This window comes from Actinokineospora cianjurensis, from assembly GCF_003663795.1.
Taxonomy (GTDB): domain Bacteria; phylum Actinomycetota; class Actinomycetes; order Mycobacteriales; family Pseudonocardiaceae; genus Actinokineospora; species Actinokineospora terrae.
This window is the reverse complement of the sequence record NZ_RCDD01000008.1, coordinates 35995-58196: the sequence shown is the minus strand read 5'-3', so window position 1 is coordinate 58196 and position 22202 is coordinate 35995. Positions and strand designations below refer to the sequence as shown.

At 71.6% G+C, this 22202-nt stretch carries 24 protein-coding genes and 1 pseudogene; 18 read left to right on the top strand and 7 right to left on the bottom strand.

The features are described from left to right. The first annotated feature begins 318 nt into the window (after window positions 1–318). Window positions 319–1548 carry a phosphoserine phosphatase SerB gene (gene serB / locus CLV68_RS29985; protein ID WP_121394376.1) on the top strand — a complete coding sequence of 410 codons (1230 nt, stop codon included), beginning with the start codon at window positions 319–321 and terminating at the stop codon, window positions 1546–1548. 371 nt (window positions 1549–1919) lie between these two features. On the opposite strand, the gene CLV68_RS29980 is transcribed toward serB, so the two are convergent. Beyond that, entirely contained in the window at window positions 1920–2780 is an 861-nt protein-coding gene (locus CLV68_RS29980; protein WP_121394375.1) for a LysR family transcriptional regulator, read from the bottom strand. Between the two features lie 69 nt (window positions 2781–2849). Here CLV68_RS29980 and CLV68_RS29975 point away from each other — a divergent pair, with 69 nt between their 5' ends. Both CLV68_RS29975 and CLV68_RS29970 read left to right on the top strand, forming a co-directional pair. Next, a complete protein-coding gene (locus CLV68_RS29975; protein ID WP_121394374.1) occupies window positions 2850–3836 on the top strand; it encodes an EamA family transporter in 987 nt (328 codons plus the stop codon). Between the two features lie 283 nt (window positions 3837–4119). Then, window positions 4120–4893 (top strand): peptidyl-tRNA hydrolase, encoded by a 774-nt coding sequence (locus CLV68_RS29970; protein ID WP_121394373.1) that lies wholly within the window; start codon window positions 4120–4122, stop codon window positions 4891–4893. A 27-nt stretch (window positions 4894–4920) separates the two neighbouring features. On the opposite strand, the gene CLV68_RS29965 is transcribed toward CLV68_RS29970, so the two are convergent. Both CLV68_RS29965 and CLV68_RS29960 read right to left on the bottom strand, forming a co-directional pair. Continuing rightward, entirely contained in the window at window positions 4921–5268 is a 348-nt protein-coding gene (locus CLV68_RS29965) for a hypothetical protein (RefSeq protein WP_246010184.1), read from the bottom strand. A gap of 32 nt (window positions 5269–5300) precedes the next feature. Then, window positions 5301–7325, bottom strand: coding sequence for an ATP-dependent DNA helicase (locus CLV68_RS29960; RefSeq protein ID WP_121394510.1), 2025 nt, complete (start codon window positions 7323–7325; stop codon window positions 5301–5303). A 182-nt stretch (window positions 7326–7507) separates the two neighbouring features. Between CLV68_RS29960 and CLV68_RS29955 the strand changes: the two genes are divergently transcribed. Then, on the top strand, window positions 7508–8203 hold the full coding sequence (locus tag CLV68_RS29955) for a hypothetical protein (protein WP_121394372.1): 696 nt from the start codon (window positions 7508–7510) through the stop codon (window positions 8201–8203). A gap of 181 nt (window positions 8204–8384) precedes the next feature. Continuing rightward, a complete protein-coding gene (locus CLV68_RS29950; protein ID WP_170224669.1) occupies window positions 8385–8594 on the top strand; it encodes a S1 RNA-binding domain-containing protein in 210 nt (69 codons plus the stop codon). 266 nt (window positions 8595–8860) lie between these two features. Here CLV68_RS29950 and CLV68_RS29945 read toward each other — a convergent pair whose 3' ends face one another. Continuing rightward, entirely contained in the window at window positions 8861–10231 is a 1371-nt protein-coding gene (locus tag CLV68_RS29945; RefSeq protein ID WP_483902898.1) for a glycosyltransferase family protein, read from the bottom strand. Continuing rightward, complete coding sequence (gene xrtP, locus CLV68_RS29940) at window positions 10228–10749, bottom strand: exosortase P (protein WP_246010183.1); 522 nt, start codon at window positions 10747–10749, stop codon at window positions 10228–10230. The genes CLV68_RS29945 and xrtP overlap by 4 nt, the downstream gene beginning before the upstream one ends. Before the next feature lie 297 nt (window positions 10750–11046). On the opposite strand from xrtP, the gene CLV68_RS29935 reads away from it, so the two are divergent. From CLV68_RS29935 to wecB, 3 genes and pseudogenes are all read left to right on the top strand, one after another. After that, on the top strand, window positions 11047–11775 hold the full coding sequence (locus CLV68_RS29935) for a choice-of-anchor protein CoaP (RefSeq protein ID WP_121394370.1): 729 nt from the start codon (window positions 11047–11049) through the stop codon (window positions 11773–11775). 13 nt (window positions 11776–11788) lie between these two features. Beyond that, window positions 11789–11950 carry an LPXTG cell wall anchor domain-containing protein gene (locus CLV68_RS29930; protein ID WP_121394369.1) on the top strand — a complete coding sequence of 54 codons (162 nt, stop codon included), beginning with the start codon at window positions 11789–11791 and terminating at the stop codon, window positions 11948–11950. 77 nt (window positions 11951–12027) lie between these two features. Beyond that, window positions 12028–13152: pseudogene (wecB, locus tag CLV68_RS29925) on the top strand (non-hydrolyzing UDP-N-acetylglucosamine 2-epimerase); the annotation flags it as partial. Here wecB and CLV68_RS29920 read toward each other — a convergent pair. Further along, a complete protein-coding gene (locus tag CLV68_RS29920) occupies window positions 13146–13727 on the bottom strand; it encodes an isochorismatase family protein (protein ID WP_246010182.1) in 582 nt (193 codons plus the stop codon). The pseudogene wecB and the gene CLV68_RS29920 overlap by 7 nt on opposite strands. After that, a complete protein-coding gene (locus CLV68_RS29915) occupies window positions 13727–15046 on the bottom strand; it encodes a nicotinate phosphoribosyltransferase (RefSeq protein ID WP_121394367.1) in 1320 nt (439 codons plus the stop codon). The genes CLV68_RS29920 and CLV68_RS29915 overlap by 1 nt, the downstream gene beginning before the upstream one ends. 262 nt (window positions 15047–15308) lie before the next feature. Between CLV68_RS29915 and clpS the strand changes: the two genes are divergently transcribed. The 10 genes from clpS (at window position 15309) to CLV68_RS29865 (ending at window position 22195) form a co-directional block, all read left to right on the top strand. Continuing rightward, window positions 15309–15608 carry an ATP-dependent Clp protease adapter ClpS gene (gene clpS, locus CLV68_RS29910; RefSeq protein WP_121394366.1) on the top strand — a complete coding sequence of 100 codons (300 nt, stop codon included), beginning with the start codon at window positions 15309–15311 and terminating at the stop codon, window positions 15606–15608. Continuing rightward, a complete protein-coding gene (locus CLV68_RS29905; protein WP_092783645.1) occupies window positions 15605–16165 on the top strand; it encodes a DUF2017 domain-containing protein in 561 nt (186 codons plus the stop codon). The genes clpS and CLV68_RS29905 overlap by 4 nt, the downstream gene beginning before the upstream one ends. Continuing rightward, entirely contained in the window at window positions 16162–17103 is a 942-nt protein-coding gene (locus CLV68_RS29900) for a P1 family peptidase (protein ID WP_121394365.1), read from the top strand. Before CLV68_RS29905 ends, CLV68_RS29900 begins: the two co-directional genes overlap by 4 nt. Before the next feature lie 143 nt (window positions 17104–17246). Further along, window positions 17247–17699, top strand: a complete 453-nt coding sequence (locus CLV68_RS29895) for a M67 family metallopeptidase (protein WP_121394364.1) — start codon at window positions 17247–17249, stop codon at window positions 17697–17699. 79 nt (window positions 17700–17778) lie between these two features. Continuing rightward, window positions 17779–18057, top strand: a complete 279-nt coding sequence (locus tag CLV68_RS29890; RefSeq protein WP_121394363.1) for a MoaD/ThiS family protein — start codon at window positions 17779–17781, stop codon at window positions 18055–18057. A 28-nt stretch (window positions 18058–18085) separates the two neighbouring features. After that, the gene (locus CLV68_RS29885; RefSeq protein ID WP_121394362.1) at window positions 18086–19036 is read left to right on the top strand and encodes a PLP-dependent cysteine synthase family protein; all 951 of its coding nucleotides are present in this window, start codon (window positions 18086–18088) and stop codon (window positions 19034–19036) included. Between the two features lie 415 nt (window positions 19037–19451). After that, the gene (locus CLV68_RS29880) at window positions 19452–19925 is read left to right on the top strand and encodes an SRPBCC family protein (protein ID WP_092783657.1); all 474 of its coding nucleotides are present in this window, start codon (window positions 19452–19454) and stop codon (window positions 19923–19925) included. 54 nt (window positions 19926–19979) lie between these two features. Continuing rightward, window positions 19980–20600: a rhomboid family intramembrane serine protease gene (locus CLV68_RS29875; RefSeq protein ID WP_121394361.1), complete on the top strand. Its 621-nt coding sequence runs from the start codon at window positions 19980–19982 to the stop codon at window positions 20598–20600. Then, window positions 20597–21388 carry a glutamate racemase gene (gene murI, locus CLV68_RS29870; RefSeq protein WP_121394360.1) on the top strand — a complete coding sequence of 264 codons (792 nt, stop codon included), beginning with the start codon at window positions 20597–20599 and terminating at the stop codon, window positions 21386–21388. Before CLV68_RS29875 ends, murI begins: the two co-directional genes overlap by 4 nt. Before the next feature lie 36 nt (window positions 21389–21424). After that, window positions 21425–22195 (top strand): MBL fold metallo-hydrolase, encoded by a 771-nt coding sequence (locus CLV68_RS29865; protein WP_121394359.1) that lies wholly within the window; start codon window positions 21425–21427, stop codon window positions 22193–22195. The last annotated feature ends 7 nt before the right edge of the window (window positions 22196–22202 follow it).

Here is a 22202-nt window from a genome sequence, read left to right as displayed (position 1 = left end):
GGAGCCCAGGCGCGCGAGCTGCCTTCGCTCCACCCGTTTCCGCTTGTCCGGAAGATCCACTGTGGACTTCCCGGCCGGGTCGGCGGCAGCCGAGGACGTCTGCCACGTGCGCCGACCCGGCCCAGTTCGGGCGATTCCCGCGCCGAGGGCAGCCGACGACGCCTGCCACGGCCGCACCGGCCCCGCCGGGAACCGCAGGCACCGCACCCGCCGTGACCCGGCCGAGGGACGTGCCACCATCCGCACAACGCCCAGTCACCCCTCAGCCCGGTCCGCGCGCGGCGGCCCCGGGCCAGTCGTCATGGGAGTCACCGGATCGTGTCCACCTCAGCTGGTCCCCGCCCCACCCCTGTCCTGATCACGGTCACCGGACCGGACAAGCCCGGGGTGTCCTCGGTGCTGTTCGCCGCGCTGACCCGGCACGGGGTCGACATCGTCGACGTCGAGCAGGTGGTCATCCGCGGCCAACTGGTCCTCGGCGCGCTGGTCAGCACCGACCACGACCCCGAGGGGTTGCAGGAGTCCGTCGAGCAGGCCATGGCCACCGTCGCCATGCGCGTCGACGTGGAGATCGGCGTCGACCAGCAGCCGGGCGCGGCGTCCACCCACGTGCTGGTCGTGCTCGGCAGGCCGGTCAGCGCGAAGGCCCTCGGGGCCGTCGCCAGGCGGCTGGCCGCGCTGGACATCAACATCGAGGCCATCCGCCGGGTCGCCGACTACCCGGTCACCGGCCTGGAACTGCGCGTCTCGGTGCCGCAGGACACCGACGAGGCGGACGCGGCGCTGCGCTCGGCCCTGGCGGAGCTGTCGGTGAAGGTCGGCCTGGACATCGCCGTCGAGCGCGACCTGCTGGCCCGCCGCGCCAAGCGCCTGATCGTCTTCGACGTCGACTCGACCCTGATCCAGGGCGAGGTCATCGAGATGCTGGCCGCCAAGGCGGGCTGCGAGGCCGAGGTCCGCGACATCACCGAGGCCGCCATGCGCGGCGACATCGACTTCACCGAGAGCCTGCACCGCCGGGTCGCCACCCTCGCCGGCCTCCCCGCCACCGTCCTGACCGAGGTCGCCGACGCCCTCGAACTGACCCCCGGCGCCCGCACCACGATCCGCACCCTCAAACGCCTCGGCTACCGCTGCGGCGTCGTCTCCGGCGGCTTCACCGCCATCATCGACCGGCTCGGCGAGGATCTAGGACTCGACTTCCAGGCCGCGAACGAACTCGAGATCGTGGACGGGGTGCTGACCGGCCGCGTCATCGGCGAAGTTGTTGACCGGCAAGGGAAGGCTGTTGCCCTGCGGCACTTCGCGGACGCGTTCCATATTCCACTGGAGCAGTGCGTGGCGGTGGGGGATGGGGCCAACGACATCGATATGTTGTCTACGGCTGGTCTGGGGATTGCGTTCAATGCCAAGCCAGCGTTGCGGGAGGTGGCTGATACGGCGTTGTCGCATCCTTATTTGGATGTGGTGCTGTTTGTGTTGGGGGTTACTCGGGCTGAGGTGGAGGCGGCGGATCTGGCGGATGGGTTGGATCCGGAGCGGGTCTGACGGCTTGGGGCTGGGGGCTCGAGTGTTGGGGTGTTGGCGGCGGGCGGGTTGTGCGGGCGGCGGGGGAGTTGTCCACAGGCTGTCGGCTCGCTCGGTGCGTTCTGTCGGTGTCTCTCGGTAAGCTGTATGTCGGGGGGTGCTTTGGGCGGTTTGCCCGTCTCCCCACAAAACAAGTCCGCCCCATCGAGCTGGGTCGGCACCAGCGGATCCGAGGAGCGCGTGGCTGGCCAACGTTGTCTGGGGGCGCGTGGTTGGCCAACGTCGTAGAGGGGCGGTGGTGGGCCAACACCTCAGAGGGGCACGGTTGGCCAACGATCGTGAGGGCAGGGTGGTTAGCCAACGTTGCAGAGGGGCGCGTTGGACGAATGGAGCTAGTCGGGGTGGGTGAGGGTGGTGTGGATGAAGGTGGCCAGTTCGGTGACGGCGGGGTGGCTGGGTGGGTCGTTCCAGGCCAGGTGGAGTTGCAGCGGTGGGGCGTCGGTCAGGGGGCGGTAGGTGAGGCCGGGGAAGGTGTGCATGGCCGCGGTGGCGGCGGCGCTTACTCCTATTCCTTGACCCGCGGCTATGGCGGCTAGCCAGTCGTCGGTGTTGTCCACTTCGAGGATGGTGGTGGGGCGGGCGGTGGGGCTCCACAGGGCGGCGGTGGTGCTGCCGGTGATGGGGTTGACGACGATCGGGTAAGGGACGAGGTCGGACAGGGTCAGGGTTTCGTGCGCGGCCAGGGGGCTGTCGGCGGCGATGGCGGCTACTCGGGGTTCGTCGTAGAGGTGGGCGCTGCGGACGCCGGGGCTGCGGGACGGGTCGCGCACGAGAGCCGCGTCGACGCGGCCGGAGGCCAGGCCGGTGGAGCGGTCGTCCATGCGCAGCAGTTCCAGCGGCATGCCCGGGTGTTCGCGCTGCCACCGCCGCAGGATGGTCGCGGTGTGTTGGCCGAGCGCCGACCACGCGTGCCCCAGTCGGAGCGGCCAGGCGCCTGCGCGGGACGGGTCCAGTGCGGCGTCGACAGCGGCGACGGCCGTGGCGGCGCGGGCGAGGAACGCCTGGCCCGCGTCGGTGAGGCGCAGGTGGTGGGTGGACCGGTCGACCAGCCGCACGCCCAGGTGCGCCTCCAACGCCTGCAACGTGCGCGACAGGGCGGGTTGGCCGGTGTGCAGCCGCGCGGCCGCCCGGGTGATGGTGCCCTCCTGCGCGATCACCAGGAAGGCCCGCAGGTGCCGCAGCTCCACCGTCATGTCTGTAGAGCATAACCGCTGGTGGACTGGCATTTCCCGGCGCGATCCAGCGGCCGTAGCGTCGGTGCGGTGACCACTGCCTCCCTCGCCGTCCCCCGGGTTCCCCGGGTCAGCGGCCACGTCGCCGGTACCGGTCTGGTGCTGGCCGGGCTCTTCGCGCAGGAGTTCGGCGCGGCCCTCGCCGCCGGGCTGTTCCCCAGGGCGGGCGCGTCCGGGGTGGCGACGCTGCGGTTGGTCGTCGCCGCGGTGCTGCTCTGGGCGGTGTGCAGGCCGCGGGTACGGGGCCGCAGCCGCGCGGACTGGGCGGTCGTCGGCGCCTTCGGGGCGACGCTCGCGTGCATGAACATCACCTTCTACCAGGCCATCGACCGGATCCCGCTCGGCGCGGCCGCCGCGCTGGAGGTGTTGGGGCCACTGGCTTTGTCGGTGATCACCGCGCGGCGGGCCAGCAGTTGGCTGTGGGCGGCGCTCGCACTGGGCGGGGTGGCGCTGCTCGGCCGCGATGGGTTCGACCGGCTCGACCCCGTGGGCGTCGGCTTCGCGTTGGCGGCGGGCGCGTTGTGGGCCTGCTACATCGTGCTCGCCGCCCGCGCGGGCAGCCGCTTCCCCAAGGCGGACGGCTTGGCACTCGCCATGGCCGTCGGCGCTGTCCTCAGCCTCCCCATCGGCCTGGTCGACGCGGGCACCCGGCTGCTCGACCCCGTCACCCTGGGCCTCGGCGCCGCCGTGGGGATCTTGTCCTCAGCCCTGCCCTACACCCTGGAACTCCTTGCCCTGCGCCGGATCACCCCCGCCACCTTCGCCGTCCTGGCCAGCCTCCTGCCCGCCCTCGCCGCCGCCGCGGGCTTCTTGGTCCTAGACCAACGCTTGGCCCCGCTCGACCTCACCGCCATAGCCCTGGTCATCACCGCCGCCACCGGCGCCGTCCGCACCGCACCCCGCGCCGCCCCACTCACCCAGGACAGTCCCGCCACCGACACCCCAGTTGTCCACAATGGCCCAACCATCCACAGATCGCCCGAATCGACACCGCACCCCATCAGCTCACCCCACTAGGCTCGATTCGGGGGCTGCTCAGCCAGCCACCAGCAGCGCCACCGCCGACGGCCCGCCCACTCGGCCGATCGTGCCGGTCCACCAACCACGCGCTGCCCCGACCAAACGCGTTCGTCCCACCACAAACGGCCAGCCGCCGAAGGCACCCCGCGCTATCCACAATGGCCCCGTTGTCCACAGTCCGCCGGAATCGACACCGCTGCCGTTCCGCCTGCCCGGGTAGGCTGGATTCGGGGGCTGCTCAGGAGCCGCCGCAACTGTCCGTCGATGGTGGGGAAGGTCGTTGAGCATTCTCGAGCCCCTGGCCGCTCGGTACGCCACCTGGTTGCGCCTGCCCGCCGAGGCCACCAACGACACCGGCGACGAGGATCCCGCCCTGGTCCGCGCGATGCCGATCGTGCTGCGCGTCGAGCGCGACCCGCAGCCCGCGCGCACCCCGCTGCTCGAAGCCGCAGCCGCCGCGTCCATCGCGGTGTGCCTCGACGAGCGCGCCGAACCAGAGGGCCCCTGGCACGAAGAGGTCGATGTGTGGGTGCGGGGCCGGATCCGCAAGGTGTCCCGCCGCGCGCGGGGCGCCCATTGGGAAGCCGTGCAAGACCTGCCCGGCATCACGGTCACCGTCGACGGCGCGCAAGCCCGCGCGCTCGTCCCCGGCTTGGTCGTCGAGTCGCCGAAGGTGCTGTCCCGCCTGCAGATCTCGGGGAGCGAACTGCCCGCCGACGAGCCGGGACCGGTGGAACCCGGCGTCCCGGTGCTCTGGCTCAACCCCGGCGTCCCCATGACCGTGGGCAAGGCCGCCGCGCAGGTCGGTCACGCCACCATGCTGTTGGCGGCCCTGCTGCACGCGTCCGGCGGCGGCGCCGACCTCAAGTCCTGGTCCACCGCGGGTTTCCCCTGCGCGGTCCGCACCCCCACCCCGGACCGCTGGCGCGCGCTGCACCCCGCCGAGGACCCCGACACCGCCTGGCACACCCACGGCACCACGGCCGTCCGCGACGCGGGGTTCACCGAGGTCGCCCCCGGCACCGTCACCGTCATCGCCCAGTGGCCGCGCTGATCCACTTCCGGCGACCGCGGCACGGCGCTAGTTGCGCTGCCAGATGACGAACAGCCCGTCCTCGATCGTGGTCATCGCCTCGACGAAGGCGTCGTTGTCGAAGTCCGGCAGCGACTGCAACCGAGCCATCAGGTCGTCGGCCGAGGGGTGACCGGCGGGCACGGCGCACCCGCCGCCGCCGGAGCGCATCAGCAGGAAGAAGACGTCTTCCTTCCACGGGCCTTCCGGCGTGGTGCGGATCGCGACCTCGGCCAGGTCGGTCCAGGAGACGGCCTCCTCGCTGCCGTCGGCCAGCGTTCTGCGCACGCCATTGTCGTCGACGACGATGCCGCCGTCGCCGGGAATGACAGAGCCGTCGCCGGGAATGACAGACACGCGTCCTCCGCTGGGGATCTCGATGAGCACTCTCAGCTCGCCGCGGCCAGTCGGCGCAGCGCGGCCCGCACGACCTCGGGATCGGTCGTCGGCCAGAACGGGGGCAGGGACGCGCGCAGGAACCCGCCGTAGCGGGCGGTGGCCAGGCGCGGGTCGAGCACCGCGACCACCCCCTTGTCGTCCATGGACCGCAGCAGCCTGCCAGCGCCCTGGGCGAGCAGCAGCGCGGCGTGGGTGGCGGCGACGGTGAGGAACCCGTTGCCGCCCCTGGACTCCACCGCGCGCTGGCGGGCCGACGCCAGCGGGTCGTCCGGGCGGGGGAACGGGATGCGGTCCATCACCACCAGGGTCAGCGACGGTCCCGGCACGTCCACCCCCTGCCACAGCGACAGGGTGCCGAACAGGCAGGTCTGCGGGTTCTCGGCGAACTTCTTCACCAGCAGCGCGGTGGAGTCGTCGCCCTGGCACAGGATGTCGACGTCGACCTTGTCGCGCAGCTCGGCGGTGGCCTGCTTGGCCGCGCGCATCGACGAGAACAGCCCGAGGGTGCGGCCACCGGCGGCGTTCACCAGCTCGCGCAGCTCTTCCAGGTACGCGGGCGGCAGACCGTCGCGACCGGGTGGGGGCAGGTGGCGCGCGGTGTAGAGGATGCCGGAGCGCGGGTGGTCGAACGGGGAACCGACGTCCATGCCGGTCCACCGGATGTCGTCGGACGGTTCCTTGTCGGTGGCGGTGCCCTCAGCCTTCACGCCGACCCGCTGCTTGCCCGGTAGGCCCCACTGCTTGGCCAACGCGTCGAACGTACCGCCCAGCGTCAGCGTCGCCGAGGTGAGGACCGTGGTGTTCTCACCGAACAGCCTCTCCCGCAACAGACCCGCGACACCCAGAGGCGCCACGCGCAACGTGACCGGCCGCGGCCCGGCAGCATTGAAGTCACCGCTGACCCACACCACGTCCCGCAGCTTCGCGTCCTCCGACCCGAACGCGTCGAGGATGCGCACCGCGGTGTCGTGGACCTCCTCTAGCGCCGACAACGCAAGCTTGCGCGCGGTGGACGACTCGGGGTCTTCCTTGCGGTCCGGCCCGATCGAGGTGACACAACCGTGTGCGGCGTCGCGGATGGCCTGAAGGGTGACGGCGACCGGCTCTGGCAGGTCGTCGAGCCTGCCCGCGGGAGCCTCGGACAACAGCATCGCCAGGCCCTCGCCCGCCTCGACCAGCCGGTCGGCGACCTCGTCGGTGACGAGCTTGCCCGAGCGGCGCGCGGCGACGGCGATCGCGGTGGCCGACAGCTCGCCGGTGGCCACGGAGGTCACCCGGTCCACCAGGTCGTGCGCCTCGTCGATGATCACCACGTCGTGCTCCGGCAGCACCTGCGCGGTGCCGAGCGCGTCGATGGCCAGCAGCGCGTGGTTGGTGACCACCACATCGGACTTGCCCGCCTCGGCCCTGGCCTTCTCGGCGAAGCAGTCGGTGCCGATCGGGCAGCGCGACACCCCGAGGCACTCGCGCGCCGACACCGACACCTGCCGCCACGCCTGGTCCGACACGCCGGGCACCAGCTCGTCGCGGTCGCCGACCTCGGTGTCACTGGCCCAGTCGCGCAACCTGCCGACCTCGCGCCCGAGCCGCGACACCGCGAACGGGTCGAACAGCACCTGGTCGTCCGGCTCCTCCTGCGGCCCGTCGAGCCGGTGCAGGCACAGGTAGTTGCGGCGCCCCTTGAGGATGGCGAAGGTCGGGGTCCGCTTGAGCGACTTGGTCAGCGCCTTGGCCAGCCGGGGCAGGTCGCGGTCCACCAGTTGGCGCTGCAGCGCGATGGTGGCCGTGGAGATCACCACGGACTTGCCGTTGGCCACCGCGTGCCGGATCGCGGGAACCAGGTAGGCCAGCGACTTCCCGGTCCCGGTGCCCGCCTGCACGGCCAGGTGGTCCCCGGTGCGGATGCTGCTGTGCACGGCCTCGGCCATCTCGACCTGCCCAGGGCGCTCCGCCCCGCCGACCGCCTCGACCGCGGTGGCGAGCAGCTCGCGCAGCGAGGGCAGGGAGTCGGGCATGGCGGAGACGGTACCCGGGAGGCCCGTCAGTCCCGCCCGCAGTCCCACCCGGCCGCCGGTGTCGCCTGTCCGGGTGGCGGTCCGGTTCTGCCGGGTGACTCTCGCTGCCCGCCTGGCAGTGGGGGCGCGCACGCGATCCACTCGGAACGAGAGGATCGTTCACCTAACGGAGGGAGTTCGACATGTCACCGGTCAGGTCACTGCGGATCGGCGTGTTGGCGGTCACCACGGGACTGGTCGCGTTCGCGCCGCCTGCCGCGGCGAGCGTGCCCGCCGACAGCAGCGCCACCGTCGGCGTGGCTGTAGCCCTCGTCGGCACCGAGGCGATCGACATCGGCCCGTTGGCCCCGTGCGCGGCGGGTGGCCCGGGGATCGGCACCACGACCGGGCAGGCATCCGACGCCGGCCTGGTCACCTACGGTCTCGGCAGCAGCACCTGCTCGTTCGACCCGGCCACCGGCGCGTCGTCGGCCACCGTCAACGGCAGGCAGTTCGAGCTCAACCGCAACAGCGTCGCGGGCGTCCCGAAGATCAAGATCGGCACGTTCTCGGTGTCCTGCCACACCAACGAGGAGGGCGGCGTCTCCACCTCGCTCTCCCTCGGCGGCGTCGTCGGACTCGACCTGCCCGAGGAGATCCCGCCCAACCACACCATCCTGGTGCCCGGGTTCTTCGAGGAGGACCCGCCGATCGCCAAGATCGTCCTCAACGACATCGTCGAGGCCGAGGCGGTCGAAGGTGAGGCACCGGACAAGTCGCTGACCGTGCACGCCGCCAAGATCTGGCTCTACCCGGACGCCGACCCGCTCGGCCCGCCCACCCCCGGCAGCGGCTCGATCACCGTCGGCTCGGTCACCTGCAACCCGGCCCACGACTGAACCCGGGACACTCCTCGACCGGCCGGGCGAACCCCGCTAGGCTGACCGACATGACTGCCGGGTCGGCCGCGCGCCGCACACAGAACGGGCACCCGGCCCGCGCTTGATCACCCGGCGGGCCCGCGGCCCGCCCCCTCGCGTTCCCCCAGTTCCCCTGGTGACGCGAGGAGGTGAGAAACAAGTGAGTTGGACAGAGTTCCAGAACACCCACGCGGTAGGCGACGTCATCGAAGGCGTCGTGACCAGCACCGTGCCCTTCGGCTCGTTCGTCGAGTACGCGGGCGTGACCGGGTTGGCCTACGAACAGCAACTGCCGGTCGGCACCACCGTGTCGGCCCGCATCCTGGCCATCGACCCGCAACAGCAGCGGTTCAGCCTGGAGCAGGCGTGAGGTAGGTGCTGGTCCGGGGAAGGTGAGATTCCCCGGACCAGCACCCCCGATTAGACCACGCCCCCACCCTCCCCGGCGGGTCATAGCCCCCCGCTGCCCGCCCGGCGTCCGCCCCCACGCGCCCGCCACAGCCGCCTGCTTTGGGCCCCTGCTTTGTGGTTCTGCCCGGGTGTCGTAGGGGCCCCGCGCAAAACAAGTTCGCCCCATCGAGCTCTTCGCTTTCTCGCGCCCCCACGCAAGGCCGCAGGCGAGCCCGAACCGCCCCCCTAATGATCCAAAGCCACCACCCGAGAAGGCAACTCCTTGTTCCGCCGCGTCTTCGTCCACCCATTGCGCCCCTGAGCCATGCGAAGCGCAGCCCGCCAGGAGGTGATGTAGAACGTATAGATATAGAGCGCGTAAGCGAGCCCATACCCGACTGAGCGAAGGAAGCCCTTTCCAGGCTCACACCGCCGCCGATAGATCGGGCCCCAGATAACAAACGGCAGCAACCCAAACGCGCCGTACACAGTGAACAAGAGCCAAGCGCCGTCAGTGAACCACGTCCACACGCTCGAGAAGTCCGTGGCAGCGCGGTAGCCGAGCAGCAGGAACGGGATCGGGTAGATCAGCGTCCCCAGCAGCTGCATCCACGGTTGCGCCAAGTAGTACAACATCTCCGCCGCGCCGAGTGTCGACAGGTGTTGTGAGTCGAAGATGCGGCGGATGTAGCGGCCGCACTGCATCGTGCCCTGGCCCCAGCGGGTTCGTTGGGCCAGGAAGCGGCGCAGGCTGTACAGCGCTTCTTGGTCGACGTGGGTGTCCACGGTGAATCCGGTCTTCCACCCGGCTGTGAGCAGGTGCACGCCCAGTTCGAAGTCCTCCAGCAGCGCGCCGCGCCACGGGCCGAGGCCGTGTGCGATGGAGTCCAAGGCGGACAGTCGGGTGAACTGGCCGTTGCCGCCCATCGCGATGGTGCCGGTCTTGCCCCGCGACAGCTGGATGGCGGCGATGGCGCTGCGGAACTCCAGGTCCTGCATGCGGACCATGGCCAGGCCGAAGCGCCGCCGCCAGCCACCGGTGTCCGGGGGTGGGGTGCCCCGGTTGCTCATCCGGACGTCGACCTGGACGGCGCCGACGGCCGGGTCGCCGAAGAGGTGGTCGGCGGCGCAGACCGACAGGCAGTTGGCGGCGGGGCGGCCGTCGGCGTCGACCACCACGATCACCGCGCGGTCGGTGTCGGCGTGCTTGCCCATCCAGTTCTTCAGCGCCCGGTACGCCGAGTTCAGCGCCGCGCCCTTGCCGGTCCGCGCGTTCGGCAGCTTGCGGCACACCAGGTGCAGCAATCGATCCCCGCCGTGCCGGGGTCCCTGCAAATCCCGGACGACGCCGACGGTGTTGTCCGTCGAGTCGTCATCGATCACCCAGACATGGGCGTGTGCGAACGTGCCCCGCAGGTATCGCACCGTGTCGCCGATAACGGCCTGCTCGTCCCGGCACGGCACGAAGAAATGCCACTCCAACCGGTGCGGATCACCAGGATCCGCCCGCCGGTAACGCAGATACGGCACAACGATGAGACACACGTAGGTCATGAACGCAACGGACATCGTCAATGCGAGGGCTTGCGTGAAGCCGAGCAACAGCGGCAGGTTCACCGCGTCGCCTTCCACACGAACAGCACCAGTGCGGCCGCGCCACCCACGACGCTCACGATGGACCCGAGGAAGGTGTGGCCCCAGTAGTAGCCCTGGTCGGTGCCGAGCCAGTCGATCAACCCGACCAGCGTCAGCACCCGCAGCTGGTTGACCACCACGACCGCGATCCCCGCCAGCAGCAGCGCGACGAGCACCCGGCCCGCGATTCGGCCGCGCAGCGCGATCATCACCGCGGCGACCACCAGCAGCGGCAGCACCAGGAACGCCGACGTGCACTCCGGACTCATCCGCAGCCCGAACGGGTGGTCGGTGCCGAGTCCGAAGTAGACGGTCTGGCGCTCGGCGACCAGGTGCACGCCACCCGAGGTGATCAGCCGCAGGATCCCGCTCGCCAGCGCCATCTCCGCGGTCCGGTAGAGCCGGTTGCCGACCACCAGCGCCACCGCGGCCGCCACCAGGGCGATCGCGATGAACCTCGTCGGTGGTCGGGGTACCGGCAGCGCGTTGGCCAGGGCCACCGCTGCTCCCTCCTCCAAGAATCGCGCGTCGTTAACCCGACGCGTCAGGAATTCCATCGGCCACACCACCACCAGGGCTACATCCGCGATCCGGGTGACAAAGGCCCGCAGGCCAATGCACCCAGCGTCAGCAGAATCGTGAAACCAGGTCGTGATCCACTCGATCGGGTTGCATCGGCGCAGATCTGTGATCTCTGGCCGGTTGCCGGCGATACGCCTTCCGCAAGCCCCGGTCCCCACCGCACTCCCCGTGCGGATCTCGTGGGCGGCGACTCTCGAATCCCTTGGAGGATAAGGATGTACAAGCGTTGGCTTCGCCACGCCTGCGCAACGGGCGTGGTCGTCACGGCCACCCTGGTGGTCGGTGCCACCCCGGCGGTGGCGGAACCCGGTGATGGGACGGCGTTCGTCGCGGTCGGGGCGATCTCCCTGCTCGGCCAGCGGACCATCGTCGGTCCGCTCGCGCTCAGCAGCACCAACGGCCCCGGGCAGGCGCAGGTGGCATCGGTCGACGTGTCCGGTGTGGCCACCGCGGGCGTCGCCTCGAGTGCCGCGTCGCGGGACGACGAGACCGGTGTGGTGCACGCCGAGGCCAGCCTGGCCGATGTCGCCGTGGTGCTGTCCGGCCTCGGCACGATCGGTGCGATCAAGGTCACCTGCGACGCCACCCAGGCAGGGGTTTCCGGCACCACCTCACTGGCCGACGTGGCGCTCACCGGTGTCACGCTCCCGCTCGACCCGGCTCCCAACACCGTCGTCGGTGTCCCGGGGATCGCCACCATCACGCTCAACGAGCAGATCCGCGCGGCCGACGGCACGCTGACGGTCGGCGGAGTCCACTTGCGACTTGAGGCGCTGGGCAGCGGCGGTGATCTCGTGCTCGGCGGCGCCGTGTGCGGGGTGGCCGCGCCGCCGATGCCGATGGCGTCCGGCTCCGGCCTGTGGGCCGGGATCGGTCTGCTCGCGCTGGTGGCTCTACCCGTTGGTGTCACGGCAATCCGGCGCCGTCGCGTCGACACGGCCTGAGCGGGGGGCCACCATGTACCGAGCACCCACCGGAGGTGCCATCGGCGGCAGCGCGGGGCTTGCGATGACGGGCGCCGACGTCGGCTGGTGGATCGCGCTGGGCCTTGCCCTGCTGGTCACCGGCTTCCTGCTGCTGCACGCCAACCGCCGACGCGCCAGGCGCGTGGCGGGCTGATCCGAAGTGGATCCCGGGTGCGCCCACCCCTCCCCACCGGTCCCGGGATCCACTTCGCTCCCCCACCTGAGGAACACATGCGCAACGAGGTCCTGATCCTGGTCGGCACCCGCCCGGAGGCGGTGAAGGCGGCGCCCGTCGCGCTCGCGGCCGCCGCCGACCCCCTGCTCGCCCCCTACATCGTCCACAGTGGACAACACCCCGGCATGGTCGAGCAGGCGCTCACCCCGTTCGGGCTGAGCCCGGACGAGGTGCTGGTCGTCGACCGGCCGGTCGGCGGGCAGGCGGAACTGCTCGGCGCGCTGCTGCCCAGGCTGGACGCCGTCCTCGCCCGCCGCGACCCCGGTGTCCTGCTCGTGCAGGGCGACACCACCACGACGCTGGCAGGCGCGCTCGCCGCGTTCTGGCGCGGTATCCCGGTCGCCCACCTGGAGGCGGGACTGCGCACCGGCGACCTCGCCGCGCCCTTCCCCGAGGAGGGCAACCGGCAGATGGTCGCCAGGATCGCCGCGCTGCACCTGGCCCCCACCGAGGACGCCGCCGCCGCGTTGCGCGCCGAGTCCGTGTCCGGCGCCACGATCGAGGTCACCGGCAACACCGTCGTCGACGCTGTCCGCCACATCGCGTCGGTGGACCTACCGGCCGCGAACGCCCCACTGGCTCGGCTGGAACAAGACCTGGACAGCACTGGCGGCAGGCTCGTCCTGGTCACCGTGCACCGCCGCGAGTCCTGGGGGGCGCCGCTCGCGGGCATCCTCGGCGCGGTCCGCACGATCGCCGACCGGCACCCCGACGTGCGCGTGCTGCTCCCGGCGCACCCCAACCCCGAGGTCCGCGCCCAGGTCGCTGCCGTGCTCGGCGGCCACCCCGGCATCGTGGTGACCGACCCGCTCGACTACCCCGACCTGGTGCGCGCACTGCGCCGGGCCGCCCTGGTCATCACCGACTCCGGTGGCATCCAGGAGGAGGCGCCCACCTTCGGCGTCCCGGTCCTGGTCGCCCGCGACGTCACCGAACGCATGGAGGCCGTCCGCGCGGGCTGCGCGCACCTGGTCGGCACCGACCGGGTGAAACTGCTCGGCGAGGCGGAGCGGGTGCTGGTCACCGGCCAGCGGGTGCCCAACACCGACAACCCGTTCGGCGACGGGCACGCCGCGCGCCGGGTCTGCGCCGCGCTGACCAAGCTGCTCTCCGGTCAGCCGACCCTGGGCGTCCCGACCAGCGTGACGTCCGCGGCCCTGAGGCCCGCCAGCGCTGTCTCGACGGTCGGCGCGGCCACGCCCGCGGTGAGGTCGAGCAAGACCGTGGTGGTGAAACCGGCCGCGGCCGCGTCGATGGCCGTCGCGCGCACGCAGTGATCGGTGGCGATCCCGACGACGTCCACCCGGGTCACCGCCCGTGAGCGCAACCAGTCGACCAGCGACACCTCGGCCGGGCCGACCCCCTCGAAGCCCGAGTACGCCGCCGCGTAGGCCCCCTTGGAGAAGACGGCCTCGATCGGCGCCACGTCCAAGGCGGGGTGGAACGAGGACCCGGCGGTGTCGACGACGCAGTGCACCGGCCAGCTGTCGACGAAGTCGGGGGTGTCGCTGAAGTGCGCGCCCGGGTCGATGTGGAAGTCCCGGGTCGCGACCACGTGGTCGTAGTCCGAGGCCGCCACGTGGGCGGAGATCGCGGCGGCGACGGCGGCGCCACCGGTGACGGCCAGGGAGCCGCCCTCGCAGAAGTCGTTCTGCACGTCGACCACGATCAACGCGGACTTCGCCAAGTCGGTCATCACGGCTCCAGGTACACGGTGGGGATGGCTGGGTCGCCCGCGGACAGCTTCAGGCCCTCCCAGGGGAGGCTGACCAGGCCCTTGCGCACGCGGGTCCTGCTGTCCTCCAGCGTGGGCAGGTCGGGCACCGGTTGTCCACCGCGCATCAGGGGGATCTGCAGCAGCCGGTCGTGCTCGCCGACCTCGGGAGCCGCCGCGCCCGCCGGGTAGATGACCTCCTCCAGCGCGGTCCCGGTCGGCTTGTGCCTGCGCAGCGCCAGCTTCCGGCCGCCGCGCGACTCCTTGTGCGAGCTGCGCTTGGCCACCGGCCGCCCGTCGACCTCGACCAGCTTGTAGACCATCCCGGCGGTCGGTGCCCCCGAACCGGTCACCACCGAGGTGCCCACCCCGTAGGCGTCGACCGGCTCGGCCCGCAGCGACGCGATGGCGTACTCGTCGAGGTCGCCGGACACCACGATCCTGGTCTGGGTGGCGCCGAGGCCGTCGAGCTGCTCGCGGGCGTGCCTGGCCAGCACCCCGACGTCACCGGAGTCGATGCGGATGGCGCCCAGCCCGGTCCCGGCGACCTCGACCGCGGTGGCGATGCCCTGGGTGATGTCGTAGGTGTCCACCAGCAGCGTGGTGTCGACGCCGAGGGCGGACACCTGGGCGGCGAACGCGGCGCGCTCGTCGTCGTGCAGCAGCGTGAACGCGTGCGCGCAGGTCCCGGCGGTCGGGATGCCGTAGGCGCTACCCGCGGCCAGGTTCGACGTGGTGGAGAAGCCCGCCAGGTAGGACGCACGGGCCGAGGCGATCGCGGCGACCTCGTGCGTGCGCCGCGACCCCATCTCGATGATCGGCCGCCCGTTCGCCGCGCCCGCCATCCGCGCGGCGGCCGAGACGATGGCGCTGTCGTGGTTGAGGATCGAGAGCACGACCGTCTCCAGCACGACCGCGTCGGCGAAGGTGCCCGTCACGGTCAGCACGGGGGAGCCGGGGAAGAACAGCTCGCCCTCGGGGTAGCCGTCGACGTCACCGCTGAAGCGGTACGCGGCCAGCCACTCCAGCGTCGCCGCGTCCACCACGGCGGTCTCCCGCAGGTGCGCCAGCTCGGCGTCCCCGAACCGGAACGTGGCCGCCGCCTCGACGACCCGCGCCGTCCCGCCGACCACCCCGTACCGGCGCCCGTCCGGCAACCGCCTGGTGAACACCTCGAACACGCAGGACCGCTCCGCCGTGCCGTCGGCCAGCGCGGCGGAGAGCATGGTCAGTTCGTAGTGGTCGGTCAGCAGTCCGGTGCTGACCGGACCCACGCCGCTCGCACCCGCGTTCACACCCATGGGTATGAGCCTATGTCGTGTTCGCCTGCCCGATGCCCCTGGTCCCAGACCTGGCAGCGCTCGGCTCGCTCGGCGACCGGCCCCTACGCCGAGCTGCGATGATGCCGGGTGAGCCGAGGTCGCAAGCCGGGGACGATGCCGGGTGGGGACGAGGGGGCGGGCGGCGGGAGGAAATAGGCAGAGCGCACGATCGGTGATCGAGTAGTCCGATCGAATGAAGATCCGCCGGTGTCGGCGAAACGGGTCATGCCACCATTGACCCATGACCGCAGCCGTCGACATGGAGCAGACGCAGGCGACGCCGTCCAGCTCGGAGGTGGTGGCCGAGGACCGGCCCTGGCAGACCGTCGTCTGGAACGACCCGGTCAACCTGATGTCGTACGTGACCTACGTGTTCCAGAAGCTGTTCGGCTACAGCAGGGACCGGGCGACCAAGCTCATGCTCGACGTGCACCACGAGGGCAAGGCGATCGTGTCGTCGGGGACCAAGGACAAGATGGAGGCCGACGTGGCGAGACTGCACGCCGCGGGGCTCTGGGCGACGATGGAACACACGTCATGAAGCCGTGGAAGCGCAAGGGCGACCTGGTGCACGCCGACATCGACCGGCAGGAGGCCGCGGTGCTGCGCGGGCTGGTGTCGCAGATCGACGACATGCTGCGCGCCCGCATCGAGGAGACCCCGCAGGACGAGCTGGCGGAGCTGACCGGCATCCGCACCGGCCCGTCGACCTCCCCGGACGACCCGATCCTGTCCCGGCTGCTGCCCGACTTCCACCGGCTCGACGACGACAACCCCAGCAAGGCCGACCTGGACTCGGCCGCGGTGCTGCGCTCGCTGCACGAGCCGACGCTGCTCGACCTCAAGACCGGGGTCGCGGCGGTGGTGCTGGAGACCTGCCCGATGTACGGCGGCGGGATCCGGCTCTCGCTCGAACAGGCCGACGCCTGGCTCTCCGCGCTCAACGACGTGCGGCTGGCCCTGGGCACCGCCATCGAGGTCACCGAGGACATGCCGGACGAGCTGCCCGACGACGACCCGCGCAGCCCGCACCTGTCGGTGTACCACTGGCTGACCTGGGTGCAGGAGTCCATGGTGCAGGCGCTCTCCACGCCGTGATCACCCAGGTTCCGGGGGTCCGGGTCGGCCACCACCACCGGGTGGGCGGCGGGTGGGCGACCGGGACCACGGTCGTCCTGCTGCCTTCGGGCACGGTCGGTGGGGTCGACTCGCGCGGTGGGGCGCCCGGGACTCGCGAGACGGATCTGCTCGCTCCCGAGAACCTGGTCAGCAGGGTCGACGCGGTGTGCCTGTCCGGCGGTAGCGCCTACGGGCTGGCCGCGGCGGATGGCGTTATGCGTTGGCTCGGCGAGCGCGGCATCGGGTTCCCGGTAGGGCCAGAGCCGCACCACGTCGTGCCGATCGTTCCTGCGGCGGTGCTGTTCGACCTACCTCGCGGTGAGTGGGGTAACCGACCGGACGCGGAGTTCGGGTACGCGGCCTGCGCGGCAGCCTCTGACGGCCCAGTCGAGATGGGCAGCGTCGGGGCGGGAGCCGGTGCCAGGGTCGGGTCGCTCAAGGGCGGTATCGGCTCGGCCAGCGCAAGAGTGGGCGAGTTCACAGTTGGCGCTATCGCCGCGGTCAACGCCAAGGGTGAGGCGGTCGACCTGTCCACCGGCGGCTTCTGGGTCGACGGTGAGCCGGGGGAGTTCCCGCCCGCGCCGGGGCGGGCCGCGCAGTTGGCAGCGCGATCTTCGGACCTCAACACCACCATCGGCGTTGTCGCTACCGACGCTGCCCTGGACAAGGCGCAGTGCAAGCGGTTGGCCATGGCGGCCCAGCACGGGCTCGCCCGAGCAGTACGCCCGTCGCACACGCTCTTCGACGGCGACACCGTGTTCGCGGCCGCCACCGGGGTCCGACCGGTGTCCGGTCCGGCTGAGTTGGACGCGCTCTATACCTCGGCGGCCGAGGTGTTCGCCCGGGCTGTCGCACACGGCGCGCTCACCGCCACCACCGTCGGCGACCTGCGCTCATATAGCGACATTTGGGGATGAACTGCGGGTCTCGCACTCGATTGGCGGCGGCCGCCAAGCCGGGGACGATGCCGGGCGGGGACGAGGGGGTGGGTGGCGGGAGAGAGTGTCACTGCGGCCTCCCACACATTGGGAGGGGTATATCCAGCCCGTAGGATGGTGCCGTGCTGACGATCCGCCGAGACCTCGTGGACGCGATGGTGGCGCATGCCCGCCGCGACCACCCGGACGAGGCGTGCGGCGTCATCGCGGGACCCGACGGCTCCGACCGCCCCGAGCGGTTCATCCCGATGCTCAACGCGGCCCGCTCGCCCACGTTCTACGAGTTCGACTCCGCGGACCTGCTGCGGCTGTACCGGGAGATGGACGCCAACGACGAGGTGCCGGTGGTCATCTACCACTCGCACACGGCCACCGAGGCGTACCCGTCGCGCACCGACGCCAAGATCGCCGCCGAGCCGTACGCGCACTACGTGCTGGTCTCCACGCGCGACTCGCACGAGCACGAACTGCGCTCGTTCCGCATCGTCGACGGCGTCATCACCGAGGAACCCGTCGAGGTCGTCGAGTCCTACCGGTTCGCCCACACCGGACCGGACGACGTCCCAGAGCTGTGAGTTCCCCCGTGCCGCGCAATACCCGCGGCACCCGCGCGCGTCCCTTCCCTTGAACCCACCTCCCGGAGGATGACCCACCATGGCCGTCAGCGTCTCGATCCCGACCATCCTGCGCACGCACACCGGCGGCGAGAAGACCGTCCCCGCGGCGGGCGACACCCTCGCCCAGGTCATCGACGACCTCGAGGCCAACCACGGCGGCCTCAAGGCCCGCCTGGTCAAGGACGGCGTGCTGCACCGCTTCGTCAACGTCTACGTCAACGACGAGGACGTCCGCTTCGCCGGTGGCCTGGAGGCCAAGGTCTCCGACGGCGACAACGTGACGATCCTGCCCGCCGTCGCCGGTGGCGCGCGCTAGTTTTTCCGGCTTCGCTTGAGGGGGATCCGTGGCCCGCTACGACTCGCTGCTCGACGCGCTGGGTGACACGCCGCTGGTCGGCCTGCCCCGGCTGTCCCCGGCGCCGACGGTGCGGCTGTGGGCCAAGCTCGAGGACCGCAACCCGACCGGCTCCATCAAGGACCGCCCCGCGCTCGCCATGATCACCGCGGCCGAGCGCGACGGCAGGCTGGCGCCTGGGGCGACCATCCTGGAGCCCACCTCGGGCAACACCGGCATCTCGCTGGCCATGGCCGCCAAGCTCAAGGGCTACGGCCTGGTCTGCGTGATGCCGGAGAACACCTCCGAGGAACGCAAGCTGCTGCTGCAGGCGTACGGCGCCCGCATCGTGTTCTCCCCGGCGGCAGGCGGCTCCAACGAGGCCGTCCGCCGCGCCAAGGAACTCGCCGAGCAGCACCCGGACTGGGTGATGCTCTACCAGTACGGCAACCCGGACAACGCCGCCGCCCACTACACCGGCACCGGCCCCGAGATCCTGCGCGACCTGCCGTCCATCACCCACTTCGTCGCGGGCCTGGGCACCACCGGGACGCTGGTCGGCGTCGGCCGCTACCTGCGCGAGCACAAGCCCGACATCCAGATCATCGCCGCCGAACCCCGCTACGGGGAGTTGGTCTACGGCCTGCGCAACCTCGACGAGGGCTTCGTCCCCGAGCTGTACGACCCATCGGTCCTGAGTGGTCGCTTCTCCGTCGGCTCCTACGACGCCCTGCGCCGCACCCGCCAACTCCTGGAAACCGAGGGCATCTTCGCAGGCGTCTCCACCGGCGCCATCCTGCACGCCGCCCTCGCCGCCGCCGAGAAAGCCGCAGGCGCGGGCGAAGAAGCCGACGTCGTCTTCATCGTCGCCGACGCTGGCTGGAAGTACCTCTCCACCGGCGCCTACAGCGGCACCATCGACGAAGCCTCCGACCGCCTCGACGGCCACCTCTGGGCGTAACCGTCCCGCGTGCGGCGGGGGTGGTGGCGTGCGGGGCTAGAACCAATGTCGCGCTGAGACGCCGCGTGTCGTCGCGGACTGCTGACATCTCGCGCAGACAGCGGGCGCTTGGACCTCGGGCTGGCAGCGGTGTGTGGGCTGTTGCCCCCTCCACGGTGTGGGCGGCCCTGCGAGCCGCCTTGGCGCACGAACGCGGAAGCGGCGCATGTCCATCGCCGCTGACGCGAGTCGGGAAGTGACTTGTCCGCCGGGCGCGTGCAGCGGCACCATCGACGAAGCCTCCGACCGCCTCTGGGCGTAGTCCGGTGTGCTCCGCGTGGGGGTGATCGGTGCCCTCGGTTCGGTCGCTCGGTAGTGGGTGCGGGCCTGGTGGGTGGGCGTGGTCCGGGGCCGGTCAGGCGCTAGGTTCTGCGGTATGGCCGGTGTTGTCGAGGTGCTGCGGAGCGCCCAGGTGCCTGCTCCGGTGGAGCGGGTGTGGGCGATCGTGTCGGATGCGGGGCGGGCGCCGGATTGGTTCAGCTTCGCGGAGCGGACCGAGGTGTTGTCCGGGGACGGGGTCGGGCAGCGGCGCAGGCAGTTCGGGCTGTGGGGGAACCGGCGGTCGGAGATCGACCAGGAGGTCGTGGCCTTCGACGCGCCGGTGCTGATCGGGTGGGTGCACAAGGCGGAGCGGTTGGACGGGAAGGCGGCGCCGACGTTGGCGAGGTCGACGCGGTTCACCATCGAGCTCCAGGCCGACGGGGAGCGGACGACGGTCACCCTGCGCACGGTCCAGGAGCCGGTCGACGCGCTGCGCGGGTTCCTCATGCGCACCGCGTGGACCAGGGAGATCAAGCGCCGGATGGACGAGTCGCTGGCCAGGTTGGCGCGGGCGGCGGAATCGGGGTGACCTCCGGGGTTTCGCCGGATCCGGTGCCCCGCGCGAACACGTAGTCTCACAGGTGTGAGCACCGTGCCCGTCCAGCCGAGCAAACCCGCAGCCCGGGTGTTCCCGCCGAACCCGGTGCAGGCCGTCATCGTCGTCGGCGGGTTCGCCGCGCTGCTGTACCTGATCGAGTTCCTCGACGCCGTGCTGCCTGCCGACCTCGACCAGTTCGGCATCATCGCGCGCGACAGCTCCGGGCTCGACGGCATCCTGTGGGCGCCGCTGCTGCACTCGGGCTGGGGCCACCTGGTGTCCAACACGCTGCCGCTGGTGGTGCTGGCGTTCCTGGCGATGGCCAACGGCCTGGCCCAGTGGGTCGCGGTCACCGCCACCATCTGGCTGGTCAGCGGCGCGGGCGTGTGGCTGACCGCCAACCCGGGCACGGTCACCGTCGGCGCGTCCGGCCTGTGCTTCGGCTGGCTGCTGTTCCTGCTGGTGCGCGGCCTGTTCACCCGCAGCGTCCTGCACATCGCGCTGGCGCTGGTGCTGCTCGGCTACTGGGGCACGATGCTGTTCGGCGTGCTGCCGGGCGACCCGAGGATCTCCTGGCAGGGCCACCTGTTCGGCGCACTCGGCGGCGTGCTGGCCGCCTGGCTGGTCTCGATGGGCAACCGGTCGGTCACCAAGCAGGCCGCGTGAGCGCCCCGATCGGCATCTTCGACTCCGGTGTCGGCGGCCTCACCGTGGCGCGCTCGATCATCGACCAGCTCCCGCACGAGCGGCTGCGCTACATCGGCGACACCGCCAACACCCCGTACGGCCCGCGTTCGATCGCCGAGGTCCGCGAGCTCACCCTGCTGCGCACCGACGAGCTGGTCGCCAGCGGCGTCAAGATGCTGGTCCTGGCCTGCAACACCGCGTCGGCGGCGTGCCTGCGCGACGCCAGGGAGCGCTACGCCATCCCGGTCGTCGAGGTCGTCGTCCCCGCCGTGCGCCGGGCGGCCGCGGTGACCAAGACCGGCAGGGTCGGCGTGATCGGCACCACCGGCACCGTCCGCTCCCGCGCCTACGACGACGCGTTCGCCGCCGCCCCCGGCATCGAGGTCACCGCGACGGCCTGCCCCAGGTTCGTCGACTTCGTCGAGCGCGGCATCACCTCCGGGCGCCAGGTCCTCGGTCTCGCCCAGACCTACCTGGAACCGTTGCAACAGGCCGCTGTGGACACCGTCGTGCTCGGCTGCACGCACTACCCGCTGCTCACCGGTGTCCTGCAGGTCGTTCTGGGACCGGACGTGACGCTGGTGTCGAGTGCGGAGGAGTGCGCGAAGGACGTCTTCCGGGTGCTCACCGAGACCGGCCTGCTGACCGAGGACGAGACCGAGCCGGTGCACGAGTTCAGCGCCACCGGCCCCGCGGAGCCGTTCGACCGGCTGGCCCGCCGCTTCCTCGGCCTCGGCGCGGGCCTTGCTCCATTGGCTCGATGGTGATCGTGCCGCGATGCCCGCTGTGACAGGCTGATCGGCGTGCTGCTGACCGTCCTCGGCTGCTCGGGAAGCGTCCCGGGCCCCAACGCCGCCTCGTCCGGGTACCTCGTCGAGGCGGACGGGTTCCTGCTCGCCGTCGAGCTCGGCAGCGGCACCCTCGCCGCCATGCAAGCGATCCGCGACCCGTTCGCGCTGGACGCACTGCTGTTCTCCCACTTGCACGCCGACCACTGCGCGGACTTCGCGTCGCTGACCGTCTACCGGCGTTACCACCCGCGCCCCACCAGGGATCCCCGAGCGGACCGGTTACCGGTGTACGCGCCCGCTGCCGCCCCGCGCCGGTTCGCCGCCGCGTACGCCACCGACGAGGCCGAGTTGGCCGTCACGGATCTGTCCGATGTGTTCGACTTCCGCCCGCTGCGCGCCGCGACGTTCCACATCGGACCCTTCGAGGTGACCGCGGCGACCGCGGCGCACCCGTGCGACGCCTACGGCTTCCGGATCGCCCACGGCGGCCGGTCCTTGGTGTACACCGGCGACACCGGGCTGTGCGGCCCGGTCACCGCGCTGGCCGACGGCGCGGACGTCGTGCTCGCCGAGGCGTCCTGGACGCACGGCTCCGGTGCCCCGGCCGCGATGCACCTGTCCGGTCGGGAGGCCGGTGAGCTCGCCGCCGCGGCGGGCGCGGGCCGGTTGCTGGTCACCCACATCCCGCCGTGGACCGACCGCGACGCCGTCGAGGCGGAGGCCACCGCGGCCTTCCCCGGCGAGGTCACCCTCGTCCGGGAGGGCGCGGCCTACGAGCTCTAGCGGCGGC

What these genes read in the sequence shown, in the direction of transcription:
- CLV68_RS29980 (WP_121394375.1), bottom strand. Translation starts at nt 2,780, where the DNA reads ATGACGGTGGAGCTGCGGCACCTGCGGGCCTTCCTGGTGATCGCGCAG.
- CLV68_RS29960 (WP_121394510.1), bottom strand. Translation starts at nt 7,325, where the DNA reads ATGCCCGACTCCCTGCCCTCGCTGCGCGAGCTGCTCGCCACCGCGGTC.
- CLV68_RS29955 (WP_121394372.1), top strand. Translation starts at nt 7,508, where the DNA reads ATGTCACCGGTCAGGTCACTGCGGATCGGCGTGTTGGCGGTCACCACG.
- CLV68_RS29935 (WP_121394370.1), top strand. Translation starts at nt 11,047, where the DNA reads ATGTACAAGCGTTGGCTTCGCCACGCCTGCGCAACGGGCGTGGTCGTC.
- CLV68_RS29930 (WP_121394369.1), top strand. Translation starts at nt 11,789, where the DNA reads ATGTACCGAGCACCCACCGGAGGTGCCATCGGCGGCAGCGCGGGGCTT.
- CLV68_RS29920 (WP_246010182.1), bottom strand. Translation starts at nt 13,727, where the DNA reads ATGACCGACTTGGCGAAGTCCGCGTTGATCGTGGTCGACGTGCAGAAC.
- CLV68_RS29915 (WP_121394367.1), bottom strand. Translation starts at nt 15,046, where the DNA reads ATGGGTGTGAACGCGGGTGCGAGCGGCGTGGGTCCGGTCAGCACCGGA.
- clpS (WP_121394366.1), top strand. Translation starts at nt 15,309, where the DNA reads ATGACCGCAGCCGTCGACATGGAGCAGACGCAGGCGACGCCGTCCAGC.
- CLV68_RS29905 (WP_092783645.1), top strand. Translation starts at nt 15,605, where the DNA reads ATGAAGCCGTGGAAGCGCAAGGGCGACCTGGTGCACGCCGACATCGAC.
- CLV68_RS29890 (WP_121394363.1), top strand. Translation starts at nt 17,779, where the DNA reads ATGGCCGTCAGCGTCTCGATCCCGACCATCCTGCGCACGCACACCGGC.
- CLV68_RS29880 (WP_092783657.1), top strand. Translation starts at nt 19,452, where the DNA reads ATGGCCGGTGTTGTCGAGGTGCTGCGGAGCGCCCAGGTGCCTGCTCCG.